This is a genomic window from Rhodococcus sp. MS16 (assembly GCF_013277795.1).
Lineage (GTDB): Bacteria > Actinomycetota > Actinomycetes > Mycobacteriales > Mycobacteriaceae > Rhodococcus_F > Rhodococcus_F globerula.
In genome coordinates this window covers 369977-392388 of record NZ_VBTM01000003.1, presented here as the reverse complement: position 1 = coordinate 392388, position 22412 = coordinate 369977, and the positions used below count along the sequence as shown (strand labels likewise).

Annotated in this window: 23 protein-coding genes; 13 read left to right on the top strand and 10 right to left on the bottom strand. The window is 62.4% G+C overall.

All coding sequences use genetic code 11. The features are described 5' to 3' along the window. Positions 1-107 precede the first annotated feature (107 nt). The 4 genes from FEZ60_RS06875 to purM all read left to right on the top strand — a co-directional run bounded on the left by FEZ60_RS06875 (position 108) and on the right by purM (position 3432). Complete coding sequence (locus tag FEZ60_RS06875; RefSeq protein ID WP_172935983.1) at positions 108-719, top strand: AIM24 family protein; 612 nt, start codon at positions 108-110, stop codon at positions 717-719. A gap of 3 nt (positions 720-722) precedes the next feature. After that, positions 723-1400 (top strand): AIM24 family protein, encoded by a 678-nt coding sequence (locus FEZ60_RS06870; protein ID WP_033233947.1) that lies wholly within the window; start codon positions 723-725, stop codon positions 1398-1400. Positions 1401-1412: 12 nt separating this feature from the next. Continuing rightward, positions 1413-2159 carry an AIM24 family protein gene (locus tag FEZ60_RS06865; protein ID WP_033233948.1) on the top strand — a complete coding sequence of 249 codons (747 nt, stop codon included), beginning with the start codon at positions 1413-1415 and terminating at the stop codon, positions 2157-2159. Between the two features lie 193 nt (positions 2160-2352). After that, complete coding sequence (gene purM / locus FEZ60_RS06860) at positions 2353-3432, top strand: phosphoribosylformylglycinamidine cyclo-ligase (RefSeq protein WP_033233949.1); 1080 nt, start codon at positions 2353-2355, stop codon at positions 3430-3432. A 148-nt stretch (positions 3433-3580) separates the two neighbouring features. Here purM and FEZ60_RS06855 read toward each other — a convergent pair whose 3' ends face one another. From FEZ60_RS06855 to FEZ60_RS06840, 4 genes are all read right to left on the bottom strand, one after another. After that, positions 3581-3784, bottom strand: coding sequence for a DUF3073 domain-containing protein (locus FEZ60_RS06855; RefSeq protein ID WP_033233950.1), 204 nt, complete (start codon positions 3782-3784; stop codon positions 3581-3583). Between the two features lie 224 nt (positions 3785-4008). Continuing rightward, positions 4009-4962 carry an asparaginase gene (locus FEZ60_RS06850; RefSeq protein WP_033233951.1) on the bottom strand — a complete coding sequence of 318 codons (954 nt, stop codon included), beginning with the start codon at positions 4960-4962 and terminating at the stop codon, positions 4009-4011. After that, positions 4959-5627, bottom strand: a complete 669-nt coding sequence (locus FEZ60_RS06845) for an MOSC domain-containing protein (RefSeq protein ID WP_172935780.1) — start codon at positions 5625-5627, stop codon at positions 4959-4961. Before FEZ60_RS06845 ends, FEZ60_RS06850 begins: the two co-directional genes overlap by 4 nt. Further along, a complete protein-coding gene (locus tag FEZ60_RS06840; RefSeq protein WP_092806874.1) occupies positions 5624-6709 on the bottom strand; it encodes a folate-binding protein YgfZ in 1086 nt (361 codons plus the stop codon). The genes FEZ60_RS06845 and FEZ60_RS06840 overlap by 4 nt, the downstream gene beginning before the upstream one ends. Positions 6710-6825: 116 nt before the next feature. Between FEZ60_RS06840 and FEZ60_RS06835 the strand changes: the two genes are divergently transcribed. The 5 genes from FEZ60_RS06835 to cydC all read left to right on the top strand — a co-directional run bounded on the left by FEZ60_RS06835 (position 6826) and on the right by cydC (position 13805). After that, positions 6826-7671: an aminodeoxychorismate lyase gene (locus FEZ60_RS06835; RefSeq protein WP_045068801.1), complete on the top strand. Its 846-nt coding sequence runs from the start codon at positions 6826-6828 to the stop codon at positions 7669-7671. A gap of 172 nt (positions 7672-7843) precedes the next feature. Continuing rightward, positions 7844-9343 carry a cytochrome ubiquinol oxidase subunit I gene (locus tag FEZ60_RS06830; RefSeq protein WP_033233955.1) on the top strand — a complete coding sequence of 500 codons (1500 nt, stop codon included), beginning with the start codon at positions 7844-7846 and terminating at the stop codon, positions 9341-9343. Positions 9344-9352: 9 nt separating this feature from the next. Further along, the gene (gene cydB, locus FEZ60_RS06825; protein ID WP_033233956.1) at positions 9353-10396 is read left to right on the top strand and encodes a cytochrome d ubiquinol oxidase subunit II; all 1044 of its coding nucleotides are present in this window, start codon (positions 9353-9355) and stop codon (positions 10394-10396) included. Between the two features lie 42 nt (positions 10397-10438). After that, positions 10439-12127 carry a thiol reductant ABC exporter subunit CydD gene (cydD, locus tag FEZ60_RS06820; RefSeq protein ID WP_172935779.1) on the top strand — a complete coding sequence of 563 codons (1689 nt, stop codon included), beginning with the start codon at positions 10439-10441 and terminating at the stop codon, positions 12125-12127. Then, on the top strand, positions 12117-13805 hold the full coding sequence (gene cydC / locus FEZ60_RS06815; RefSeq protein WP_172935778.1) for a thiol reductant ABC exporter subunit CydC: 1689 nt from the start codon (positions 12117-12119) through the stop codon (positions 13803-13805). The genes cydD and cydC overlap by 11 nt, the downstream gene beginning before the upstream one ends. 233 nt (positions 13806-14038) lie before the next feature. Here the strand turns inward: cydC and FEZ60_RS06810 are convergent, their stop codons facing one another. The 6 genes from FEZ60_RS06810 to FEZ60_RS06785 all read right to left on the bottom strand — a co-directional run bounded on the left by FEZ60_RS06810 (position 14039) and on the right by FEZ60_RS06785 (position 18150). Continuing rightward, positions 14039-14680, bottom strand: a complete 642-nt coding sequence (locus FEZ60_RS06810; RefSeq protein ID WP_172935982.1) for an FABP family protein — start codon at positions 14678-14680, stop codon at positions 14039-14041. Between the two features lie 277 nt (positions 14681-14957). Then, entirely contained in the window at positions 14958-15263 is a 306-nt protein-coding gene (locus tag FEZ60_RS06805) for a DUF1416 domain-containing protein (RefSeq protein WP_033233959.1), read from the bottom strand. 3 nt (positions 15264-15266) lie between these two features. Beyond that, positions 15267-16100: a sulfurtransferase gene (locus FEZ60_RS06800; protein WP_045068818.1), complete on the bottom strand. Its 834-nt coding sequence runs from the start codon at positions 16098-16100 to the stop codon at positions 15267-15269. Positions 16101-16178: 78 nt separating this feature from the next. Beyond that, positions 16179-16649, bottom strand: coding sequence for a DUF4395 domain-containing protein (locus tag FEZ60_RS06795; RefSeq protein WP_033233961.1), 471 nt, complete (start codon positions 16647-16649; stop codon positions 16179-16181). Positions 16650-16900: 251 nt separating this feature from the next. Continuing rightward, positions 16901-17374, bottom strand: a complete 474-nt coding sequence (locus FEZ60_RS06790; RefSeq protein ID WP_033233962.1) for a thioredoxin family protein — start codon at positions 17372-17374, stop codon at positions 16901-16903. Continuing rightward, positions 17371-18150 (bottom strand): LmeA family phospholipid-binding protein, encoded by a 780-nt coding sequence (locus tag FEZ60_RS06785; protein WP_045068822.1) that lies wholly within the window; start codon positions 18148-18150, stop codon positions 17371-17373. Before FEZ60_RS06785 ends, FEZ60_RS06790 begins: the two co-directional genes overlap by 4 nt. 142 nt (positions 18151-18292) lie before the next feature. On the opposite strand from FEZ60_RS06785, the gene FEZ60_RS06780 reads away from it, so the two are divergent. The 4 genes from FEZ60_RS06780 (at position 18293) to pstC (ending at position 22410) form a co-directional block, all read left to right on the top strand. Next, positions 18293-19042: a response regulator transcription factor gene (locus FEZ60_RS06780; protein WP_033233964.1), complete on the top strand. Its 750-nt coding sequence runs from the start codon at positions 18293-18295 to the stop codon at positions 19040-19042. A gap of 1 nt (position 19043) precedes the next feature. Then, positions 19044-19943, top strand: coding sequence for a mycothiol synthase (gene mshD, locus FEZ60_RS06775; RefSeq protein ID WP_172935777.1), 900 nt, complete (start codon positions 19044-19046; stop codon positions 19941-19943). Between the two features lie 189 nt (positions 19944-20132). Then, positions 20133-21251 carry a phosphate ABC transporter substrate-binding protein PstS gene (gene pstS / locus FEZ60_RS06770; protein WP_033233966.1) on the top strand — a complete coding sequence of 373 codons (1119 nt, stop codon included), beginning with the start codon at positions 20133-20135 and terminating at the stop codon, positions 21249-21251. Positions 21252-21318: 67 nt separating this feature from the next. Continuing rightward, a complete protein-coding gene (gene pstC, locus FEZ60_RS06765; RefSeq protein ID WP_033233967.1) occupies positions 21319-22410 on the top strand; it encodes a phosphate ABC transporter permease subunit PstC in 1092 nt (363 codons plus the stop codon). Positions 22411-22412: the final 2 nt, after the last annotated feature.

The following is a 22412-nucleotide window of genomic DNA, read 5'->3' as shown; positions in this document are numbered from 1 at the left end:
ACGGATAATTTGCCGCCCCGCTTGTCGGGGCGGCAAATTTTTTTATGTTTCCGGTCACGTCAAGTGTCGCGGCTATCTGGCATAGTGCCCTCGTGGCGCAACTGAGAATGGATGGGCATCGAGTCCTGGTCGCGGACTTGATGGGGGACACCATCAAAGCGATCAGCGGATCTATGGTGGCGTACGAGGGTGCGGTCACCTTCAAGAACGCCGGAATGGGCGGCGGCGGCGGCGGAATCCGCGCTGCGCTCAAACAGAAGGCAGCCGGAGAGTCGCTGTCCTTGATGGAAGTCAGTGGTCAAGGCACCGTTTACTTCGCCGTGGACGCCCAGGACATCACGATCATCGAACTCAACAACGACGCTCTCCACGTAGAAGCGTCACAGCTGTTGGCAATCGTGGGACAGCTACGCACCGACGTGAAATTTGCCGGCCTCCGCGGCGCCGGCTCCGGCCAGGGATTGTTCACGACAGTTGTCAGCGGCACCGGTCTGGTGGCCGTGCTGTCGAAGGGCGGGCCGATCATCGCCCTCGAAGTCAGCCCGCAGTACCCGCTTGTTGCCGACCCCGACGCCTTTGTCGCCCACCGCGGACAACTGAATCAGAGCTTCGTCACCGACGTCACCTGGCGGTCCGCGATCGGCGGTGGCAGCGGTGAGGCGTTCTCGCTGCGCTTCGACGGATCCGGCGTCGTCTACATCCAGCCCGAGGAGCGCTGAACCATGCCGTTGGAAAAGGTGAACAGCAAGGTCGTCAAGTCGACTCTCGTTCCAGGGCAGAACGTGCTGGCCCGAACCGGATCGATGCTCTACTACACCGGCGACGTCAGATTCGTCCCGCACAGCATGGGCGGCGGTCCTGGTGCGATGCCGAATATGGGTGGCATCGCGGGCATGGCCGGCCGGATGATGTCGGGCGAACATGCACGCATGATGGCGGCAGAAGGACAGGGCGAGGTCCACTACGGTCACGCCGGACTGTACGTCGACGTCATCCATCTGGACGGCTCGTCCATGCTCACCGTGGAAGCAGATCGTCTTCTAGCGCATGACGCCTACCTGCAAAGTTCGATCGTGGCCTTGACGTCGCAAGGTGGTGTTCGCGGCGCCGTCCGCGGTGCGATGACAGGGCAAGGACTGTTCACGACACAACTGCACGGGCAGGGAAGCGTCGCGGTGCTCTCGCACGGCGGGGCAATTCCTCTGCAGGTCGGTCCGAACAATCCCCAAGTTGTGGTGGACCCACAGGCGTATGTGTGCCACCTCGGGCAGATCACCGTCGACATCTCCGCCAACGTCGGCTGGCGTGAAGCCGTCGGCAAGGGCTCGGGGGAGTCGATTCAGCTGAAGATGACCGGTATGGGCACCGTCTGGGTTCAGGCGTCCGAGCAGAAGTTCTGAGGGAGAAATCGAATGAGTATCGAAATTCACACTCCGGCATCTCTGCCTGCGAACGACAACGTCCCGGGGAATGACTACGCCTTCTGCATCGAGCTGACCGGGCAGCCCTGGTTCACGTCCAAAGGCGCAATGATCGCGTACTACGGCATGGTCAATTTCGAGCCGCTCGGACGCACGAGCATGTCGGCGATGGTGGCGGCCAGATTCTCGTCGCCGCTGTACGCGGACGACTGGGTAATCGCCCAGGGCCAAGGCAAGCTGATTCTGGGCGACCGGGGATTCAACATCAATTCCTACGATCTCGACGACGGCAACCTCACGATCCGCGCTGCCAACCTGCTTGCCTTCGAGAACGGGCTCGAACTCAAACAGTCAATCGTGCCAGGCTTTTTGACGTTGCTCGGTACCGGGAAGTTTCTGGCGTCGTCCAACGGTCCGGTCATGTTTGCCGAACCTCCGTTGCGGATCGATCCACAGGCTCTCGTCGGCTGGGCTGACTGCCCGTCGCCGTCCCACCACTTCGATGCCGACTGGATGCAGAGCTTCCTCGGTTCGGTGCGGGGAACCATGTTCGGTGCGAATACGGGTGAAGAGAAACAGTTCGATTTCACCGGCGCCGGAACGGTGCTGATCCAGTCGAGCGAGAAGGTTCTCAACGACGGACACCTCCTGCGGCACATCCAGTCGGAGACTGTTGCACTCGGGCAGAACAGTCTGCGGGCGCTGCACACCTCGATCGGTTCGCAGCTCCAGAACTGAGCGCGAACGGTACGCGAGGTCTCGTCAGCTGCCTGTGTCCGGTAGCGTAAGGGCGTAATCGTCGGTATTTGTGTGCGCTGAGGGTCTTGTTCGCTCGAGTCGACCGCCTCGGCACGTCGCGAGGATTACACAACACATACCTGTGCACGGAGAAAACGTGCGCGAGAAATACTAGGGCTGGAGTAGTAATCCGATGACCGAGGACAGTCACCGCACAGCAGGCGCCTCCTACGCAGCAGCAGGAGTCGATATCGCCGCCGGCGACCGGGCGGTGGAACTCTTCGCCCCCATGGCCAAGAAGGCCAGCCGCCCCGAGGTCATGGGCGGCCTCGGCGGATTCGCCGGATTGTTCTCGCTCAAGGGTGACTACAAGGAGCCTGTCCTCGCTGCTTCCACCGACGGCGTCGGAACCAAGCTGGCCGTCGCTCAGGCGATGGACAAGCACGACACCGTCGGCCTCGACCTCGTCGCGATGGTTGTCGACGACCTCGTCGTCTGTGGCGCCGAGCCGCTCTTCCTTCAGGACTACATCGCCGTCGGACGCGTGATCCCCGAGCGAGTTGCCGAGATCGTGGGCGGCATCGCCGAGGGCTGCATCCAGGCCGGCTGCGCGCTGCTGGGCGGCGAGACCGCCGAGCACCCCGGCATCATGGCCGATGGTGACTACGACCTCTCCGCCACCGGCGTAGGCGTCGTCGAAGCGGAGAAGCTGCTCGGACCGGACCGCGTCCGTCCCGGCGACGTTGTCATCGCCATGGGATCCTCGGGTCTGCACTCCAACGGTTACTCACTGGCCCGCAAGGTGCTTCTCGAGATCGACCGCATGAACCTGAACGCACACGTCGACGAGTTCGGCCGCACCCTCGGTGAGGAGCTCCTCGAGCCCACCAAGATCTACGCCAAGGACTGCCTGGCCCTCGCTGCCGAGACCGACGTCCGCACCTTCTGCCACGTCACCGGTGGCGGCCTCGCGAACAACCTCGGACGCGTCATGCCCAAGGGACTCGTTGCCGAACTCGATCGTGGAACGTGGAGCCCCGCGGCAGTCTTCGCGATGATCGCGCAGCGCGGACGCGTCGAGCGCGCCGAGATGGAGCAGACCTTCAACATGGGTGTCGGCATGGTTGCCGTCGTCGCTCCTGAGGACGTCGATCGTGCGCTGGCCGTGCTCACCGCACGCCACATCGACTGCTGGACGCTGGGAAGCATCAAGAAGGCCTCGGACGCCGCAGCAGAGCGTGCGTTCCTGGCTGGAGATCACCCGCGCTTCTAAGCCGGTAAGACCACAAAGCTGCCCCACCGATTCAGTTCGGTGGGGCAGCTTTTTTGTGCGGATCGAGCACCTGGAAGAAGCACGCAAAAATGAGGAAGAGCGATCAGCTCTTCCTCATTTCACAGTCTGCGCAGATGGCAGTGCGCGGTCAACGCCGCCAGTCGTCGTAGTCGTCCTCTCGCGAATGCCCTTCCCTATCGGAAGTCTGGTCCGATCGGACACTGCTCCGATGCGAGTTGGTCGATCCACCTGCGAGCTCTCGTTGCAGGCTATCGAAATCCGTGGTCGGTACGCTGTACTTCAATTCGCGTGCAACCTTGGTCTGCTTTGCCTTAGCCCGGCCGCGGCCCATGGCTGACCCCCTCGCGCTTTCGCGGGGCGGCCTGGGGAATTTGGCGGCCCCGTTTGAGTGTGTAAGTTTCCTGACACACACTCTAGCCTGGAAAAGTCGCTTCCGCTTCCACGTGGCCCTCGTCGCCGTGTCTGTTTGCTCTCACTATGGCCGCGAGCTGCCAGGATGCTGTCAGAACTGCTCAGAACTTTGTTAGAACTGCGCAAAAGTTTTCCCGGAACTACTCAGAAGTTCCCCGGAATCGCTCGAATCGTGCCTACGCGGGCATCCCCGCCGAACACCGGAGCCGACGCCAGAGCGGCCAATTCTTCGGTCCATTCGGTATTCATCCGCTTGAGTAGTGCGGCGGCCAACGGAAGCAGCGCCCGCTCGTGCCCGTCGTCGATCTTGAGAGCAAACGCCGAACCGTCGGGGAGGGCTCCCGCGTAGATACCGTCGTATCCGGTCTTGGTGAACAGGCCGCGCACCGCGGACATCAGACGCTGATCGTTGCGCCCGGTTCCGGAGACGAGGAACGGGTTGGCTCGCACGGCGTCGGCGACAGCGCGTTCCGGGGAATCAGGCGTCGCCGACGGCAGTCGACCGAAAGCTCGAGCCAGATTCGAGAGCGAGAGTGGCACGATCGGCAGGCCGCAGCCGTCGATTCCCAACTCCTGCTCCTCCTCGCCGCTGAGATCGAAGATCGTCTCCGCGATGGCGAGTTGCAGGGGATGTGTCGGTTCCATGTACGTCTCGAGCGGCCAGTCGTTCACCACGCACGTGGCGAGCATCGCGGAGTGCTTGCCCGAACAGGTCATGTAGATCGGGCTGGGGAGCTGGCCTGCGGCAATCAGCTCGGCGCGGGCAAGCTCGTTGCCTGGCAGATCTGCAGGGCACTGCAATTGATCTACGCGGAGGTCGTAACGTTCGAGTAGGCCCTCGACGAGTTCGATGTGGTCGGCCTCACCGGCATGCGACGACGCCGCGACGGCCAGTTCCTCCGGGCTGCTTGGTTCGAAGCCGTTGCGGAGCGCTGCGACGGCCTGCAGCGGCTTGTTTGCCGAGCGGGGATAGATGGGTGTGTGGATTTCGCCCACCCCCACAACCAGGTCGCCGTTGGCGTCGAGGATGACGGCCGATCCGCGGTGTACACACTCGCGGAATCCGGAGCGGACAACTTCGACCAGTTCAATGCTCACGAATGCACCTGTGTTTCCGCTCGTTCGACGAATGTGCTGATCCGCTCGAGGACGTTCGGCGCAAGATCGTGGTGACCGTTCAACAGTTGCCGCAGATGTTCGGGATCTGCGCCTGTGAATACTTGTCGAACCGTGACGCCGTGATCGGGGACGTGCACTCGCGTGACCGTATCGCCGGCTGCGAGTGTGCCCGTTCGGTTCACTCGCAGATACGCGCCGACATCGGCTCGGTGGGTGAACCGCTTGACCCAGCCCTTCTCGCCCGACCAGAGTCCGAAGGTGCCACACGGCACGCGGGGCCCGGTGACTTCGAGTTCCACTACATCGGACGAGTCCGCTCCGGTGATGTGCCAACGTTCGCCGATGACCGCGTCGGTCACGGCGATACCGCTGAGGCGAAGGTTCTCACCGAACCAACCGGGATGGAGAGGTCGGCCCAACTCCGTCGACCAACGCTGCGCTTCGGCATGGTCGTACGCGTAGACGGCTTGATACGCGCCGCCGTGGAATTCGGTGTCGCAGACATAGTCGCCGCCGAGGCCGAGTCGGCCCAAGGGGACCCGGCCGTCGACGGATCGTTTGTCGATTGCGGTTCGAGTCACGCGTTTGACGCCGCTGTCGCGTTCGGCATGTACGACGCACACGGCGTCCACGATGCCGGTCACTTCCCGCGCAATCGGTTGACGGCTTCACGTCCGGCCTGAGGTGCGTTGTCGTCGACTATCGAGTCCGGATCGATCGACGCGGCGCTGGGACCGGCAACTAATTCGGTCCCAGCGGGGACGTTGCGCTTGACCAGTGCGAGCGCGATAGGCCCGAGCTCGTGATGATTGACGACGGTTCCGACGCGGCCCACTGCGCGGCCACCGGCTGTGACGGGGTCGCCCGGTTCGGGGAGGGCTTCGGCGCTTCCGTCGAGGTGCAGGAGAACGAGGTGACGCGGCGGCTTGCCGAGGTTGTGCACGCGCGCGACGGTTTCCTGACCGCGGTAGCAGCCCTTCTCGAGGTGGACCGCGCCGTGTTCGTCTGGGCCGCCGATCCACCGAACCTCGTGCGGGATGGTCTTCTCGTCGGTGTCGAGCCCGATTCGGGGGCGGACGGCTTCCACACGAAGGGCCTCGAAGGCCCAGGTTCCGGCGGGTGTGGCGCCGGCGTCGGTGAGCTTGGTCCACCAGGCTGCCAAGTGCTCGCGGGGTACGAGGAGATCGAAGGAGTCTTCGGTCGGCCACGGCATCCGACGGACGAAGCCGCCGCCTGGCAGGGCATGCGCGTCGTACACGTCGACGGGCGCACTCGTGCCGACGGCGTCGAGGACCGAGGCGGCTTTCGGCCCGAGAATGCTGAGAACGGCAAGTTCGTTGCCGTCGCGGGGTTCGGCCTTGGACCAGAACACCATCTTCTTCAGGAAGGCGAGGAGTGCGGGGCCTCGATCGGCCTCGGTGTCGATCCAGGTGACGCCGCCGAGGTCCGTCTGGACAAAGTGGTGCTCGACGCGGCCGTTGATGTCGAGGCTGAGATTCTCGGCGCTCTTCCCGTCGGGGAGCGCGGCAACGTGCTGGCTCGAAATGGTGTGCAGCCAGGTGAGTCGCTCGTCGCCGGGAATGGCGATGACAAATCGGTGGCTGCGATCGACGACGATCGCGTCGCGCTGCGCAGTCCGTTGCTCACCGAGTGGATCGCCGTGATGCCACGCGACACCGATGTCGACCGATCCGTCCGGGGCTGCGACCGCACCGGGGGCAGTCATGAGTGGGCTGTTGGGCACAAGAGCGTTGTCGACCACGTCACCAGTCTAGGAGTGTGGTCCGCGCGTTGGTCGAGTGCGGGGCGTGAGCGGTGTTTTCCGTCGCTAGTGTTGAGGGTATGGCTGATCGCGTATTGGTAACTCTCGACCATGAGGTGCTCGATGCTGACGCACCCTTTCTCCATGCTGACGACTTGGCTGTCGTGCGGGGCGACGGGGTATTCGAGACGTTGTTGGTTCGGGGTGGCCGAGCGCGGGTAGTCGAAGCTCACCTGAGCCGACTGGTTCTCAGCGCCGAGGCATTGGGTTTGCCTGCCCCGATACTGGACGACTGGCGTCTGGCGATCGAGATGGCCGTCGAGGAGTGGGGCAGCGAGAAGGAAGGCGCGTTGCGTCTCGTCCTGACGCGCGGGCGCGAGAGTGGGGACAAGCCGACGGCTTTCGTGATGGTCGGACCGGTGGCGGATCGGGTGCGGCAGGTGCGAGAAGCGGGTTTGTCGGTGATCACGCTCGAACGCGGATTCTCGGTGGATTTGTCGGCACGCGCGCCGTGGCAGTTGCTGGGAGCGAAGACGTTGTCCTACGCAACCAACATGGCTGCACTGCGCTACGCCGGCACTTTGGGGGCCGATGATGTGATCTTCGTCAGTTCGGAGGGCAATGTGTTGGAAGGGCCGCGTTCGACGGTGGTGGTCGTGCGGGACAGGACTTTGATCACACCGCCGCCCGCTCAGGGCATTTTGATGGGCACAACACAGCGTGCTCTGTTCGACGTCGCCAAGGGAGCGGGCTTCGACAGTCGTTACGAAACCCTGCGACCTGCGGACTTGATCGCAGCGGACGGTGTGTGGATGGTTTCGAGCGTCACGCTGGCGGCGCGCGTCACTACACTGGACGGCTTTGCTTTACCAGAGCCTAAAGTCGCTGCCGAATTCACGAAGTTGGTCGAACGGGCCGTCGACTAGAGAGCGGGGCCGAAATGGGCGAATAGGAATCCTCGACGGTCTCTACTACCTTGAGTAGTAGCAAAGTCCTGCGGTCCAAACCGGACAGCAGTACCGTGTCCGCAGGGGCCGAGCGAACGCCCGCGTCTCGAACCCCGAAGCCTGTCCCAGGGCCCTACTCTCGGAGTAGCCAATGGATACTTTGGACGTCTCCAGGTGGCAGTTCGGTATAACTACCGTCTACCACTTCATCTTTGTTCCGCTGACCATCGGATTGGCTCCGATGATCGCGATCATGCAAACCATGTGGGTCGTGACCAAAAAAGATCATTGGTACCGACTCACCAAGTTCTTCGGCAAGCTGTTCCTCATCAACTTTGCCATCGGCGTAGCTACCGGCATCGTGCAGGAATTCCAGTTCGGTATGAACTGGAGTGAGTACTCACGATTTGTCGGCGACGTCTTCGGTGCACCACTGGCTCTCGAAGGTCTTGTGGCCTTCTTCATGGAGTCCGTATTCATCGGGCTGTGGATTTTCGGTTGGGGCAGGCTACCCAAACTTGTTCACCTGGCATGTATTTGGCTCGTGGCGATCGGCGTCAACGCGTCGGCGTTCTTCATCATCGCAGCCAACTCGTTCATGCAGCACCCCGTCGGAGCGGTGTACAACCCGGAGACGGGTCGTGCTGAGCTCACCAGCATCTGGGAGTTGTTGACCAACAACACCGCTCTTGCCGCATTCCCGCACGCAGTAGCAGGTGCCTTCTTGACTGCGGGAACCTTCGTCGCCGGCATCTGTGGTTGGTGGATGGTGCGAAACATGCGCCGCACCAAGACCGTCGGCCCAGCGGAGGCGACAAAGCTCGAAACCGATGCCAGGACGATGTACCGTCCCGGTGCCCGATTCGCGTTGCTGGTGATCATCATTGCCGGCATCGGCGTCATCTACACCGGCGACGTCCAAGGCAAGCTCATGTTCCAACAACAACCCATGAAGATGGCGTCGGCAGAGTCGCTGTGTGAGACCGAGATGGATCCGGATTTCTCACTCTTGACCATCGGAACTCACAACAACTGCGACAGCGTGACTCACGTAATCAAGGTGCCGTTCGTTCTTCCGTGGCTGGCCGAGGGCAAGTTCACCGGTGTCGAGCTTCAAGGCGTCAACCAGCTGCAGGAGCAGGCCGAGCAGGACTTCGGCCCCGGCAACTACCGTCCGAATCTCTTTGTCACGTACTGGTCATTCCGCGCGATGATCGGCCTCGCCGCCGGTTCCGCAGCCTTGGCACTTGCCGGTCTGTGGGTAACCCGCAGGGGTCGGGTACCGGACCAGAAGTGGTTCGGAATCCTGAGCCTCGTCGCGATTCCCATGCCGTTCCTCGCCAACAGTGCGGGCTGGATCTTCACCGAGATGGGCCGCCAGCCCTGGGTGGTGCATCCCAACCCGACCGGCGTGGACATGATCAGACTCACTGTCGACCAAGGTGTTTCGGACCACGCGTCGGCAACGGTCTGGGTCTCGTTGATCACCTTCACCCTCCTGTACGGCGCTTTGGGTGTCGTCTGGTTCAAGCTGATCGTGCGATACGCGAAGGAAGGCCCGTTGGAACACGACATGCATCCGCCGGGAGATACCGACCACGAAGAGCCGGAAGATCCGGACAAGCCCAAACAACTGTCGTTCGCGTACTAGGAGGCGATCATGGGACTTCAAGAAGTATGGTTCGTGCTCGTCGCAGTACTGTTCGTCGGCTACTTCGTCCTCGAAGGCTTCGATTTCGGTGTCGGAATGCTCATGCCGATTGTCGGCAGAGGCAGTGGCCTACCGGCAGATACGCGTAGACGCGTTGCGCTCAACACCATCGGCCCGGTCTGGGACGGCAACGAAGTGTGGCTCATCACGGCCGGTGGTGCGCTGTTCGCCGCGTTCCCCGAGTGGTACGCGACGTTGTTCTCCGGCTTCTACCTACCGCTGCTGATCATCCTGGTGGCCTTGATCGTTCGCATCGTTGCCATCGAATGGCGAAGCAAGATCGACGACGACAAATGGCGTCAGCGTTGCGACTGGGGCATCATTTTCGGCTCCTGGGTTCCCGCAGTTCTGTGGGGCGTGGCATTCGCGAACATCGTTCGGGGCGTGGAGATCAATGCCGACAAGCAGGTCGTTTCAGGATTCTTCGATCTGCTCAACCCGTACGCATTGCTCGGCGGCCTGACCACTGCTCTGGTGTTCGCGCTGCACGGCGCGGTGTTCCTGGCACTCAAGAGCGCCGACGAGGTTCGCGAAGATGCGGTGAAAATTGCTGCCCGACTCGCGATTCCGGCGGTTCCGGTGGCCGGCGCATTTGTACTGTGGACCCAGCTTGCATACGGCAAGGGATGGACGTGGATTCTGGTTGCCGCTGCGGCAGCAGCATTGATCGGCGTTATCTTCCTGACCCGCGCTGAAATGGAAGGGTGGGCGTTCGTGCTCACCACGGTGGCCGTCATCGCGACCGTCGTGCTGCTGTTCGGCTCCCTGTTCCCGAATGTCATGCCGTCGACGCTGGATCCGGCGTACAGCTTGACCATCGAGAACGCGTCGTCGAGTCCGTACACGCTCAAGGTGATGACATGGGCCGCGGCGTTCATGACGCCGATCGTGATCATCTACCAGGGCTGGACGTACTGGGTATTCCGTCAACGCATCTCCACCAAGCAGATTCCACCGTCGATCGGGCTGAAGTTCAAAGCCAAGACGTGGTAAATCCGGCATCAGTGCCTCGAAAGAAGTGACGGTCGAATTCAAGTGACAATCGAGGTAGGCGACGTTCCCACCACTCGGGAGCGTCGCCGCGGACCGATCGATCCGCGCCTGTGGCGGCATTCCGCCTCTGCGCGTGGATATCTGATTCTGACAGTCGCCCTGTCGATGATCAACGTCGTGATGGTCATAGTCTCGGCGCTCATGATCGGCCGGGTGCTGGCCGGAGTCATCACCACCCGAACCGTCGATATTTCTTCGTGGACAACCGAACTCGGCGTCCTCGCAGGCGCTGTCGGGATTCGGATACTGGGAACCTGGCTGCAAGCGCGGTTTGCTCACCGCGCGTCGACCCGTGTGGTGGCCGAGATCAAGGAGGGTGTGCTCACGTCGGCGACGGCGATGAGTCCCCGCGATCTCGACCCACGTCGAGATGAAATCGCTACGGTTCTCACCCGTGGTGTCGACGGTCTGGCTCCGTATCTGACGGGTTATCTACCGTCGTTGATCCTGTCGGTGACTCTGACCCCGATCACGCTGATAGTTATTGCCCTGCAAGATATGACGTCGGCAGTGATCATCTTGATCACGTTGCCTTTGATTCCGATCTTCATGATCCTGATCGGATTGCTGACAAAGGGTAAGTCCGAGAAGACCCTGGCTGCGATGACAACGTTGTCGTCGCAATTGCTCGATCTCCTCTCGGGTTTACCCACGTTGCGAGCGCTGGGTCGCCAAGACGGTCCGGCCGAGCGGGTTCGGGAACTGGGCGATTCGCATCGCCGCACCACGATGTCCGCGCTGCGGGTCGCCTTCCTGTCGTCGATGGTGTTGGAATTCCTTGCAACGCTGAGTGTTGCGTTGGTCGCAGTCAGTATCGGCTTGCGGCTCGTGTACGGGGACATGTCGCTGGAGCCGGGCGTCGTTGCGTTGATTCTTGCCCCGGAGGTGTATCTGCCGTTGCGGATGGTGGGAATGCAATTTCACGCGGCCGAGGACGGAATGGCGGCTGCGGACAAAGCTTTCAGTGTCATCGAAGCGGACACCTCTGCACCCGTCGGCGGCGCAGTCGTGGTTGATGCGCGCGGCACGGACATCGTTTTCGACACGCTGAGCGTGAATTCGCGTGGTGGTGTTGCGCCGTACGAGCTTTCGGGAGTGATGCGACCCGGTGCGATCACCGTGCTCACCGGAGCAAATGGTTCCGGCAAGTCGAGCGCGGCGCAGGCCCTGCTCGGGTTGATCGAACCCAGCGGTGGTTTTGTGAGCGTCGGCGGAACGGACGTTCGACAACTCGACGAGAATACGTGGTGGGCGCAGATCGCTTGGCTGCCGCAACATCCGGTCATGGTGCCGGGAACCATTCGGGAAAACCTCGAACTCACCGGACCCATCGACTCCGATGCGCTGCACAATTCTTCTGTGGCCACAGGGTTCGACGGAGTTCTTGCCGAACTGTCGTCAGGTCTCGATACCGTGGTGGGGGCCGGGGGTGTCGGTCTCTCGCTCGGGCAGCGGCAGCGGCTGGCACTGACACGTGTGCTGTCGTCCGATCGGCCCGTCCTTGTGCTGGACGAACCCACCGCCCACCTGGACGCGGATTCGGAAACTACGGTCCTGGATGCATTGCGAGCGCGAGCGAAGGGCGGCGACACCGTCATAGTCATCGGACATCGCCCCAGCGTGCTTGCCGTCGCAGATCAGATCATCGAGGTGCACGCACATGAGAACTGACCACCGCGATCCGTTGCTGCGCGCACTGGGTCTCCTCGAACTGCAACCACGACGCGTACTCATCGCTGTCGCGGCCGGAGTGGCGACGCTCGGCAGTGCTCTGGCGTTGGCGGCGCTGTCGGCCTGGTTGATCACCAGGGCCTGGGAAATGCCGCCGGTACTGGATCTCAGCGTTGCTGTTGTCGCCGTGCGTGCTCTGGGTATCTCCCGGGGTGTATTCCGCTACTTGGAGCGTCTCACGACGCACGATGTTGCGCTGCGCGGGACAACGTCCGCGCGGGCCCAGATATACGCGCGTCTTGCAGCGGGTAACCCGGCTGCGGCCGCCGGCCTGCGCCGTGGCGACTTGCTTGCGCGTACCGGAGCCGACGTCGATGCAGTTGGTGATGTGGTGGTGAAAGCACTTGTCCCCATAGCTGTATCGGCTATTCTTGCCGTTTCCGCCGTGGGCATCTTGATGTTCATCTCCGTGCCGGCGGCAATGGTCTTGGCGATCGCGCTCGCGGTCTCCGGAATCCTGGCTCCCTGGCTGTCGGCCCGCGCTGCTCGAATTGCTGAATCCGACAGCTCTTCTGCTGCTGTGCGATTCAGTGCGTCAGCGGTCACCGCGCTCGATCATTCTGCCGAGCTTCGAGTGGCGGGACGTTTGGACGCTGCCGTGTCCGACGCGGTGTCGGCCGAAGGCGACGTAGTCGATGCTACCGACCGCGCTGCGGTGCCGAGCGCATTTGCCGCTGCCGCAACACCTCTCGCAGTGGGAGTCAGCGTCCTGGCGTCGCTGCTCATCGGCATCGTGCTTTACGGGAATACCGACATGACACCGATGGCACTGGGCATCCTGGTATTGCTCCCGCTCTCGGCGTTCGAGGGAACTGCGGCTCTGCCCACTGCTGCAGTGGCATTGACCAAAGCCCGGTTGGCGTCGGCGCGAATCATGGCGGTACTCGACCGCGCAGACGAGGAGATCGCAGAGGGCGACAACGCGTGGCCTGAGTCGGATGTCCTGACAGTCGACGGACTCTGCGCTGGGTGGCCTGGAGGCAACGTCACCGCGCCACTCACGTTCGACGTGCGTCCCGGCGCGCGGATCGCGTTGATCGGCCAAAGCGGATCAGGAAAGACAACGGCCCTGATGACGATGGCGGGGCTCCTCCCACCGGTATCGGGGACAATTTCCGCTGGCGGCGTTCCGATTTCAGAGATCGAACCAGCAGAGCTTCGCCGACACATCGGGTTCTTCGCAGAAGACGCACATCTCTTCGAGACCTCCGTGCTCGAAAATCTGCGAGTAGCGCGCGGCGATCTCACGCCTACCGCCGCGGCGACAGTACTCGGTGACGTCGGCCTGGGGGAGTGGCTCGCTCACCTGCCCGACGGACTCGACACCGTTCTCGTCGGCGGCATGCGAGCAGTCTCAGGCGGCGAGCGTCGGCGTTTGCTGCTGGCCCGGGCGGTCGTCTCACCCGCGCAAATCCTGCTGCTCGACGAACCAACCGAACACATGGATGCCGAAGCCGGCGCGGAGGTGCTGCGTGAATTGCTCGGACGAGACGGCACTCTGCTGGCTCCGCATCGGACCGTCGTGGTCGTCACCCATCAACTTCCGGAACACACTGCAGCTGACCAGGTGATATGCGTCGGAAAAGTTTCGGCGGAAAATAGATTGCCGTCGCGGTGAAGTGGGCGTACTTTCTCCTGTACACAAGGAAGGAGGTGGTCTGAAATTGAAGTACAGACGGACGCGTGAGGTGGCTGCCAGCTAGCCGCAATCGCTGACGGAATTCACTTACCGCAGGAGCGGCCGGCGAATCCCGGGCAGCCACCCGACCCCCGAGCCCCCGATCAGTCCGACCGGGACCCACGCGAAAGCGTGGGTATGGCTCGGGGGTCGCTTCGTGCGGTGGGCAGCAGTTAGCCGATGTAGCGGGTGAGCCGCGCCGAGTAGCGCGGTTCGAGCGCGCCGTCCGCGAGGATTCGCTCCTCGACGTATGCGAGGTCGCCACCTTCGACGATGCCGTAAAGGCGCTTTGCGCCGCCGTACAGTGCACCGGACTGGCTGCGGATCACGACGTCGGTCGCGAGCTCCCACGAGGACTGGGTGAGCGCGGTTCCGTAGTACATTTCGACGACGCCTGAGCTGTGGGTGAGGAGTAGTTCGACTACTTCCTCGTTCACGCTGCCGGGGATGCCGTCGCCGCCCATGCGCCAGTAGCCGCTTTCGCGCGTGTCTGGCTTGGTGTAGTTGCCCTCGGCATCGAGAACCCAGGATCGGGATTCCCAGCACAGGTAGGGGCCACCGTCGTGGGAGATGACGATTTGTTGTCCGAAGGGGTAGTCGCCCGTTTCCGGGTCGTGCCCTTCGCCTTCGCCGCGCCAGACGCCGACAAGCGGCAGCAGGGCGAGAAGGGCGGGATTGATGTCCGGGCCGAGTCGCAGATTTGCGGTGTCCTCGGGGACCGGGAGATCCGGGAGAGTGGGAATGTTGAGTGAAGCTGTCGACTTGGAACGTTCGACAGCTATTGCGACTGCCTCATCCCCGCTTCCGCGCCTGATGGCACCTGAAGCGGTGGAATCGTCAGCTGTCGCGTCAGACCCTGATCCCGGAGCTTGACTCACGATTCGTCGGTGACCAAACGGTAAACGACGTACACGGAGAACCAAGCGATCATGACGGATGCGAGTGCGAGAAGTACCTCGAAGAAAATGACCACGTGCCTATCTTAGACGGCCTCGACCTGCCGGAAAAATCGGGAGGCTGTGACAAATCAAACGACAAGAAAAGGTCCCGCATCCTCCTGGGATGCGGGACCTTTGCCGGTGAGTCCGGAACTTACTTGCTGACCGTGACATCCACGTTGTGGACGCCCGATGTTTCGGGGTTCACGGCGCTTGTGCCGTTGCCGGAGCTGGAGAGTGCACGCACAGTCCAGGATCCGGGGGCGGCGAAGAAACGGAAGTCGCCGGTAGCGGACGCGACGACCTCGGCGGTGAATTCGTCGGAGCCGTCGAGCAAGCGCACGAATGCGCCGCCGATGGGCTGGCCGTCAGCCGCGAGGACACGGCCGGTGATGACGGTTTCCTTCTCGACGTCGACGCCGGCAGGCAGGGTCTGACCCTGAGTAGGTGCTCCGCACATGTTCTATGCTCCCAATTCGATCGGTGCGCCGACGAGTGAGCCGTATTCGACCCAGCTGCCGTCGTAGTTCTTGACGTTGCTCTTGCCGAGGATTTCCTGCAGTACGAACCAGGTGTGGCTCGAACGCTCACCGATGCGGCAGTAGGCAATGGTGTTCTTGGTGTCGTCGAAGCCCTTGTCCGCGTAGAGCTTTGCAAGGTCGTCGTCGGACTTGAAGGTGCCGTCTTCGTTAGCGGTGGTGCTCCACGGGATGTTGATCGCTGTGGGGACATGGCCACGCTGCTGAGCCTGCTCCTGCGGAAGGTGCGCGGGTGCGAGGATCTTGCCGGAGAACTCGTCGGGGCTGCGGACGTCGACGAGGTTGACGGAGCCGATGGAGGAGATGACCTCGTCGCGGAATGCGCGGATCGAGAAGTCGGGTGCCTCGGCCTTGTACTGCGTTGCGGGACGGGTTACTTCGTCCTTGGACAGCTCGCGCCCGTCGAGTTCCCACTTCTTGCGGCCACCGTCGATGAGCTTGATGTCCTTGTGGCCGTACAGCTTGAAGTACCAGTAGGCGTAAGCGGCGAACCAGTTGTTGTTGCCACCGTAGAGGACAACGGTGTCGTCGTTGGCGATTCCCTTGGCCGAGAGGAGGTCTGAGAACTGCTCCTGGTTCAGGAAGTCACGGCGGACGCTGTCCTGGAGGTCCTTGCGCCAGTCGAGCCGGACTGCACCTTCGATGTGGCCGCCGTCGTATGCACTGGTGTCCTCGTCCACCTCGACAAAAACGGTCTTGGGGGCGTTGAGGTTCTGCTGCGCCCAGTCGGCGGAGACTAGGACGTCGGAGCGAGCCATGGTGTTCCTTTCGATGTGGTCGTGCTCGATATGGTCTTGCGGGGGTATGTGTCCGGTGGGGTTACCGGTGATGCGCTTTCACGCGGTGGTTGCTCTTCCGATTGTGCGGAATCGCGTTACGAGTGGGTAGATCTGGCAGCCGAGGCAGATGCCGAAGGCTGCGTTCAGAAGAGCAGCGAACAGGGCAAATCCTGTGGCGACTGTGCCGACGACGGTGGATCCGGCAAGGAATCCGACGGTCCCGGCGAGCGCGAAGACAAAGCCGACGAACTGTGCGAAGCGCAACGGCGCAACAGGTTCACGTTCGCGCACGGGTGAGATGCGAGGGGCGACGAGTTTGCCGAAGATCAGTCCGTACGGGCTGCGCTTGGGTCCGGTGACGGCGCCGATCGCGAAGACTATTGCCTGCAGTGCCAACAGTGCGGTGGCGGCGGGCAGAGAGAATGCTGAAAGGATCAGTGTCAGAACAAGTATCGCGGTGGTGATCCACGCGGCGAACCGCGGACCGCGCACGTCGACCTGCTCGGATTGCGAAGTGGTGGTGGACATCGGGTGTGCTCCTGCGTTGGTTGCATGGTGCCTGCCTGGGCCGAGAATCTCAGACTTCAGGCTCGGAGATATGTGGGCTGGAAGGCCCGTTATCGGCGAGAGTGATCGCGTGAGCGAAAGGCTCGAATCTCAGCGAAGGCTGAGCGCTGGGTGATCAGCAACAAGAACAGCAACAACCACCGAGGCGGCACAGGTCTACTGCGCGGCGTCGGGTGAGCATGAGCTCGTGGCGGGTTTGCACGGTTGGGAGTTTACCCTGCAGACGGCGAATTTGGGGTACCGGGTGTTGAGAAGGGCGCGAGCGCGCTTGTGAGGTCCGCGGTGGACGGCACCCCGGACACTCGGAATCGTTCCACCAGGTCTCGGTCGAGGATAAAGGTGGTCGGCAACGACAGGACGCTCATCTCACGCGCAAGCGCCGGGTTCTTGTCGATGTCGAGTTCAACGTCGACGGGTGGATGAGGGGCGTTTGCCATTGTGGTCACCACCTGATCGACGACGCGGCGGACGGCGCTGCACGGACCACACCAGTCTGCGGAGAAATGCAGGACGACTGGTCCGGAGCCGGGCGCTATACCTGCTGCGGCGAGGAGTTCGATGCGGCTGCCGACGGCTTCGGAGGTACCCGAGCCGCTGGCTCGAACGGCTCCGCTGCGTGATTTGAGGAGCAGTCCGACCGCGACAACGGCGACGAGGGCGATGAGTAGAACTGTGATACCGGTCATTGGTTCTGCAGATCTGCGAGGTTGATGACTGTGTTTTCCGTGCTGCCTTCGATCACTATGCGACCGCCTTCCGCGTAGACGAGGCTCGGCTTCAGATTGAAGGGAAGTGACTGTGGATCGATGGTGTAGCTGAACATGCCGAGGACGATCGGCTCGAGAACCGCCGGGATCGAGAAGTTCGCTTCGCCTTCGGGGCCGAAGTAGAGATTGCTTGCCACGATCTTGACCTGATCTCCCTCGAGCACGAGGTTGGCCTGAACACTGACCGCGGTGTCGATGGGGCCGACGGGGACGGTTCCGCTCAGAACGATCGCGCCCGCGGTGCTCGCCCCGGTACCGCCGCTGCCGCCCGTACCGTCGGACTTGTCGGCAGGAGGAGAGGAAACCTGCAGGTCAGGTATATCGAGGAGCTTGCCGAGGTCCGTGGCGTTGATGCCCATTCTGCCGTCGAGCTTGTCGACGGGAAGTTCGGTCACCCTGCCGTTGACCAGGTCCGAGAACGGGACGGTGACGCCCCGCAGATCCGCTTCGACGGTGACTTCGCCGACGATGTTGCTCTGGACTCCGGTTGCCCGGATGTAGACGTCTTCGTACTTGCCGCCCAGCGCTTGCGTGAGGAACGGGAAGCCGTTGAACGTGACTTCGGGGTCTGCATCGAGTGATGCGCCGGCTCGTAGCTCGCGGGAAACTCGGTATTCCGCGTACGCGGCGGCACCGAAATCGGCGACCAGTCCGAGGCCGAGGAGGAAGACGATGCCGATGATCAGTTTGCGCACAGCACCATTGTGACGGACTCCCTCGTAGGTTCGGTGCGACGGTCCCAACGGCGCGCACGCTAATGTAGGGACCGACCAAAAGGGTCGAACTACCAGAGCGTCGCCCTGTCCGGGGTGCGCGGGCTACTAGATAGGAGGCCGTGTGGAGCTGCTTCTCCTCACCTCCGACCCCAACCCGGATGCAGTTCTTCCGGCGTTGGCGCTGCTGGCGCACTCGGTTAGGCCTGCTCCCACTGAGGTTTCGTCGCTGCTCGAGGCAAGTTCGGCCGACATCGCGTTGGTCGACGCACGCACCGATCTGGCTGCCGCACGAGGGTTGTGTCGATTGCTGGGAAGTACGGGATCTGCCGTGCCGGTCGTGGCTGTCCTGACCGAGGGCGGGCTTGTTGCCGTCAACGCGGACTGGGGGTTGGACGACATTCTCCTGCCCGGTACGGGACCCGCTGAGGTGGACGCCCGATTGCGGTTGTTGCTCGCCCGCAGTGGCGGCGTTGCCAGTCCCGAAGCGTCAGGAAAGATCACGCTGGGCGAATTGGTTATCGACGAGGGGACGTACACGGCACGACTGCGTGGACGGCCCCTTGATTTGACTTACAAGGAATTCGAACTGCTCAAGTACCTCGCGCAGCATGCGGGACGGGTGTTCACTCGTGCGCAGTTGTTGCAAGAGGTGTGGGGTTACGACTTCTTCGGTGGCACTCGGACCGTGGATGTTCACGTGCGTCGGTTGCGGGCCAAGCTCGGCACCGAATACGAATCCTTGATCGGTACAGTCCGAAATGTCGGGTACAAGGCAGTTCGCCCGACGCGTTCCAAGAACGGGGCCGCTGCGCCGATTCGATTCGAGGACGACGATGTCGATTACGAGGCTGCGGACGGATCGGTGTTGTGACATGAGTTGGAGCGATGTGCTGACGCCGGATCAGGCTCGGCAGGTGTCGGAACTTGTCGACCGTGCAACGGAGTTCGACGGCAAGGCGCCAGTCTCCGAGCAAGGACGGCACGCGATTGCCGGCCGTGGTCTGGCCGGGCACCTCGTGATCCTCGACGACGGTGTCGTCGTCGGATACGCCCAACTGCAAGCCGGTTCGGACGAGCACCCGGACATGGCGGAACTCGTCGTGGATCCTGCTCGCAGGCGGCAAGGTATCGGAACTGGCCTTGCCGCTTCGGTTTTCGACGAAGGTCGACCGGGAACCCGAGTCTGGGCGCATGGAAACATCGATGCGGCAGTGGAGTTCGCCAAGAGCCTGGATCTGGTCAGCGTTCGTGAACTCCTCCAGTTGCGTCGACCACTCGGTGCTCCTCAGCTTCCGGAAATTGTTGTTCCGGAAGGCGTTTCGTTGAGGACGTACTGCGGCAGCGAAGACGACTCCGAGATCTTGCGGGTCAACAACGCCGCGTTCTCGTGGCATCCCGAGCAGGGTGGTTGGACCCAGGCGGAGATCGACGAGCGAACCGCCGAGGGGTGGTTCGATCCCGCCGGGTTGTTCCTGGCGTTTGCGGACACCGATCCGAACACGCTGCTGGGGTTTCACTGGACCAAGGTTCATCCACCCGAGGGCGACGAACCGGAGCTCGGTGAGGTGTACATCGTCGGTATCGATCCGGCGGCACAGGGACGCGGACTCGGTCGGGTTCTGACGCTCGCCGGCATGCACTACCTGCGTGATCGGGGTCTCGACACGGTTCTCCTGTACGTCGAGGGTGACAACACGGCAGCCCTCAACACGTACGAGAAATTGGGCTTCGGCAGGTTCCACACCGACATGGCCTATGCCCGAAATTCCTGACTTTCTCGGACGACTCGAATAAATCTCCGGTCTGTTCATGCTCCGTTCACTTTGTGTGGTCCAGCCGGACACCGCGCCCCCCTACTTTTCTCTATGGGCAGCGCCGCGCTGCCTGATGCAGTAATGCGCTGCATCTCATGTCGCCGCCTGATCGTGGGCCCGGCGGTAGCTATTTCCGGAGGACCGAAGGTGAATTTCAAGCGCAGTGGTGCTCTGCTCGGCGTAGTGGCCGTGGGTGCTATGACCTTGGCAGCATGTGGCAGCGACAACAACGCATCGTCGAGTGGTGTGGACACATCCGCTTCGACTGCAACATGTGAAGGCAAGGAAAAGATCTCTGCGGCTGGTTCATCGGCGCAGAAGAACGCGATGGATCAGTTCGTCGCCACGTACATCGCTGTCTGCCAGGAAAAGGGCAAGACAGTCAACGTTGCTTACAACCCCAGTGGTTCGGGTGACGGCCGCACCCAGTTCATCGCCGGCCAGATCGACTTCGCCGGCTCCGACTCGGCGATCAAGGACGAGCAGGCGGACAAGGCCAAGGAGCGTTGCGTCGGCGGCGAAGCCTGGAACCTTCCCCTCGTTTTCGGTCCGATCGCGGTGGCCTTCAACCTCGACGGCGTCGACAACCTCGTGCTCAATGCCGAGGTTCTTGCCAAGATCTTCAACGGCGGCATCACCAACTGGAACGATCCGGCCATCGCTGCCCTCAATCCGGACGCGAAGCTTCCCGATCTGAAGGTCACACCCGTGATCCGCTCCGATTCCTCGGGAACCACGGACAACTTCCAGAAGTACCTCGAGGCAGCATCGAACGGTGCCTGGACCTCGGGTGCCGGTTCTGACTTCACCGGTGGCGTCGGTGAGGGCGCCAAGGGTTCGGCCGGAGTCGCTCAGGCAGTTTCGACGGCACCGGGCTCCATCACCTACGTCGAGAAGTCGTTTGCCGATCAGAACAAGCTGTCGATGGCCGAGATCAACACGGGCACCGAAGCTGTTGCACTGACCAATGACACTGCTGCCGCGTCGATCTCCGGCGCGAAGTTCAAGTCGGACGCAACCGGCGACCTGACGCTCGACCTCGCGTCGATCTTCAAGACCAACGAAGCCGGCGCCTACCCGCTGGTTCTCGCGACGTACTCCATCGTCTGCTCCAAGGGCTACGACGCTGATACGTCTGCCGCTGTGAAGTCGTTCCTGACGAGTGCCGCGAACGAGGGACAGGCCAACCTTGCCGAGCAGGGTTACGTCCCGCTGCCGGCAAACGTGCAGGACCGTCTGAACGCGTCGATCTCAGCCATCGGCTGATTCGACCGCGGACTCGTACGGACAAGCCCATGGATCTACATTCAAACGTGAAGGAATGTGAGCGCACATGAGCGACGCGCCCATCACATCAGCATCTCGTTCCTCCGGCTCCGCAACCAGCGGAGCCGGGGTGGGCGGTCCGAACGGCATCACGGAGGACACGATTACTTCCATCAAGGCTTCAGAAGTCGAGCAGCCACCGAAGGACGACGGTCCGGCCGGCGGTAGCAGCAAGACCGTGACCCGACCGGGTGACCGCATCTTCAGTTCGCTGGCTTCGGGTTCGGCCATCTTCATCACCGTAGTCATCGCGGCGATCGGTGCCTTCCTGATCTGGCGCGCCGTCCCTGCGTTGAGCCGCAACCAGGTCAACTTCCTGACCAGCCGTGAATGGGTCACGCAGGACATCAACGCGATGGCGTTCGGTGTTCTCGACCTCTTCCAGGTCACGGTCCTGGTGTCGCTGTTCGCTCTGGTGCTGGCGATGCCGATCGCGCTCGGTATCGCGATCTTCCTGACGTCGTACTCGCCTAAGTGGCTCACGCGTCCGCTGTCCTACACGATCGACCTGCTCGCGGCAGTCCCGTCCATCGTCTACGGACTGTGGGGCCTGCTCGTGTTCGCTCCGGCGATCACTCCGGTTGCCGTGTGGCTCAACGACACTCTCGGCTGGTTCCCCCTCTTCGCCGACGGCAGCGGTTCCATCACCGGCGGCGGCACCATCTTCACCGCCGGCATCGTGCTGGCCGTCATGATTCTTCCCGTCATCACCGCGGTGACCCGCGAGGTGTTCATCCAGACCCCGCGCTCGCAGATCGAAGCCGCACTCGCGCTCGGTGCGACCCGTTGGGAAGTTGTGCGCACCACCGTCATTCCGTTCGGTAAGTCCGGCTACATCAGCGGATCGATGCTCGGTCTCGGCCGCGCACTCGGTGAGACCATGGCCCTGTACCTGATCCTGCGCACCACCTCGCAGGCATTCGGCTGGTCTCTGTTCGACGGCGGATCGACCATCGCCTCCAAGATTGCCCTCGGTTACGCGGAGTTCAACAACGACATCCAAGCGGGTGCGTACATCGCAGCCGGTCTGGTGCTGTTCGTCCTGACCTTCGTGGTCAACGCTGCTGCCCGCGCCGTGATCGCCGGAAAGAAGGACTGACC

Coding starts and splice junctions, on each gene's coding strand:
- FEZ60_RS06875 (WP_172935983.1), top strand. CDS start 108: ATGGATGGGCATCGAGTCCTGGTCGCGGACTTGATGGGGGACACCATC.
- FEZ60_RS06840 (WP_092806874.1), bottom strand. CDS start 6,709: ATGACTGCCCCCGGTGCGGTCGCAGCCCCGGACGGATCGGTCGACATC.
- FEZ60_RS06830 (WP_033233955.1), top strand. CDS start 7,844: ATGGATACTTTGGACGTCTCCAGGTGGCAGTTCGGTATAACTACCGTC.
- FEZ60_RS06835 (WP_045068801.1), top strand. CDS start 6,826: ATGGCTGATCGCGTATTGGTAACTCTCGACCATGAGGTGCTCGATGCT.
- FEZ60_RS06790 (WP_033233962.1), bottom strand. CDS start 17,374: ATGACCGGTATCACAGTTCTACTCATCGCCCTCGTCGCCGTTGTCGCG.
- FEZ60_RS06870 (WP_033233947.1), top strand. CDS start 723: ATGCCGTTGGAAAAGGTGAACAGCAAGGTCGTCAAGTCGACTCTCGTT.
- cydB (WP_033233956.1), top strand. CDS start 9,353: ATGGGACTTCAAGAAGTATGGTTCGTGCTCGTCGCAGTACTGTTCGTC.
- mshD (WP_172935777.1), top strand. CDS start 19,044: ATGAGTTGGAGCGATGTGCTGACGCCGGATCAGGCTCGGCAGGTGTCG.
- FEZ60_RS06865 (WP_033233948.1), top strand. CDS start 1,413: ATGAGTATCGAAATTCACACTCCGGCATCTCTGCCTGCGAACGACAAC.
- FEZ60_RS06855 (WP_033233950.1), bottom strand. CDS start 3,784: ATGGGCCGCGGCCGGGCTAAGGCAAAGCAGACCAAGGTTGCACGCGAA.
- FEZ60_RS06805 (WP_033233959.1), bottom strand. CDS start 15,263: ATGTGCGGAGCACCTACTCAGGGTCAGACCCTGCCTGCCGGCGTCGAC.
- FEZ60_RS06800 (WP_045068818.1), bottom strand. CDS start 16,100: ATGGCTCGCTCCGACGTCCTAGTCTCCGCCGACTGGGCGCAGCAGAAC.
- FEZ60_RS06795 (WP_033233961.1), bottom strand. CDS start 16,649: ATGTCCACCACCACTTCGCAATCCGAGCAGGTCGACGTGCGCGGTCCG.
- purM (WP_033233949.1), top strand. CDS start 2,353: ATGACCGAGGACAGTCACCGCACAGCAGGCGCCTCCTACGCAGCAGCA.
- pstC (WP_033233967.1), top strand. CDS start 21,319: ATGAGCGACGCGCCCATCACATCAGCATCTCGTTCCTCCGGCTCCGCA.
- cydC (WP_172935778.1), top strand. CDS start 12,117: ATGAGAACTGACCACCGCGATCCGTTGCTGCGCGCACTGGGTCTCCTC.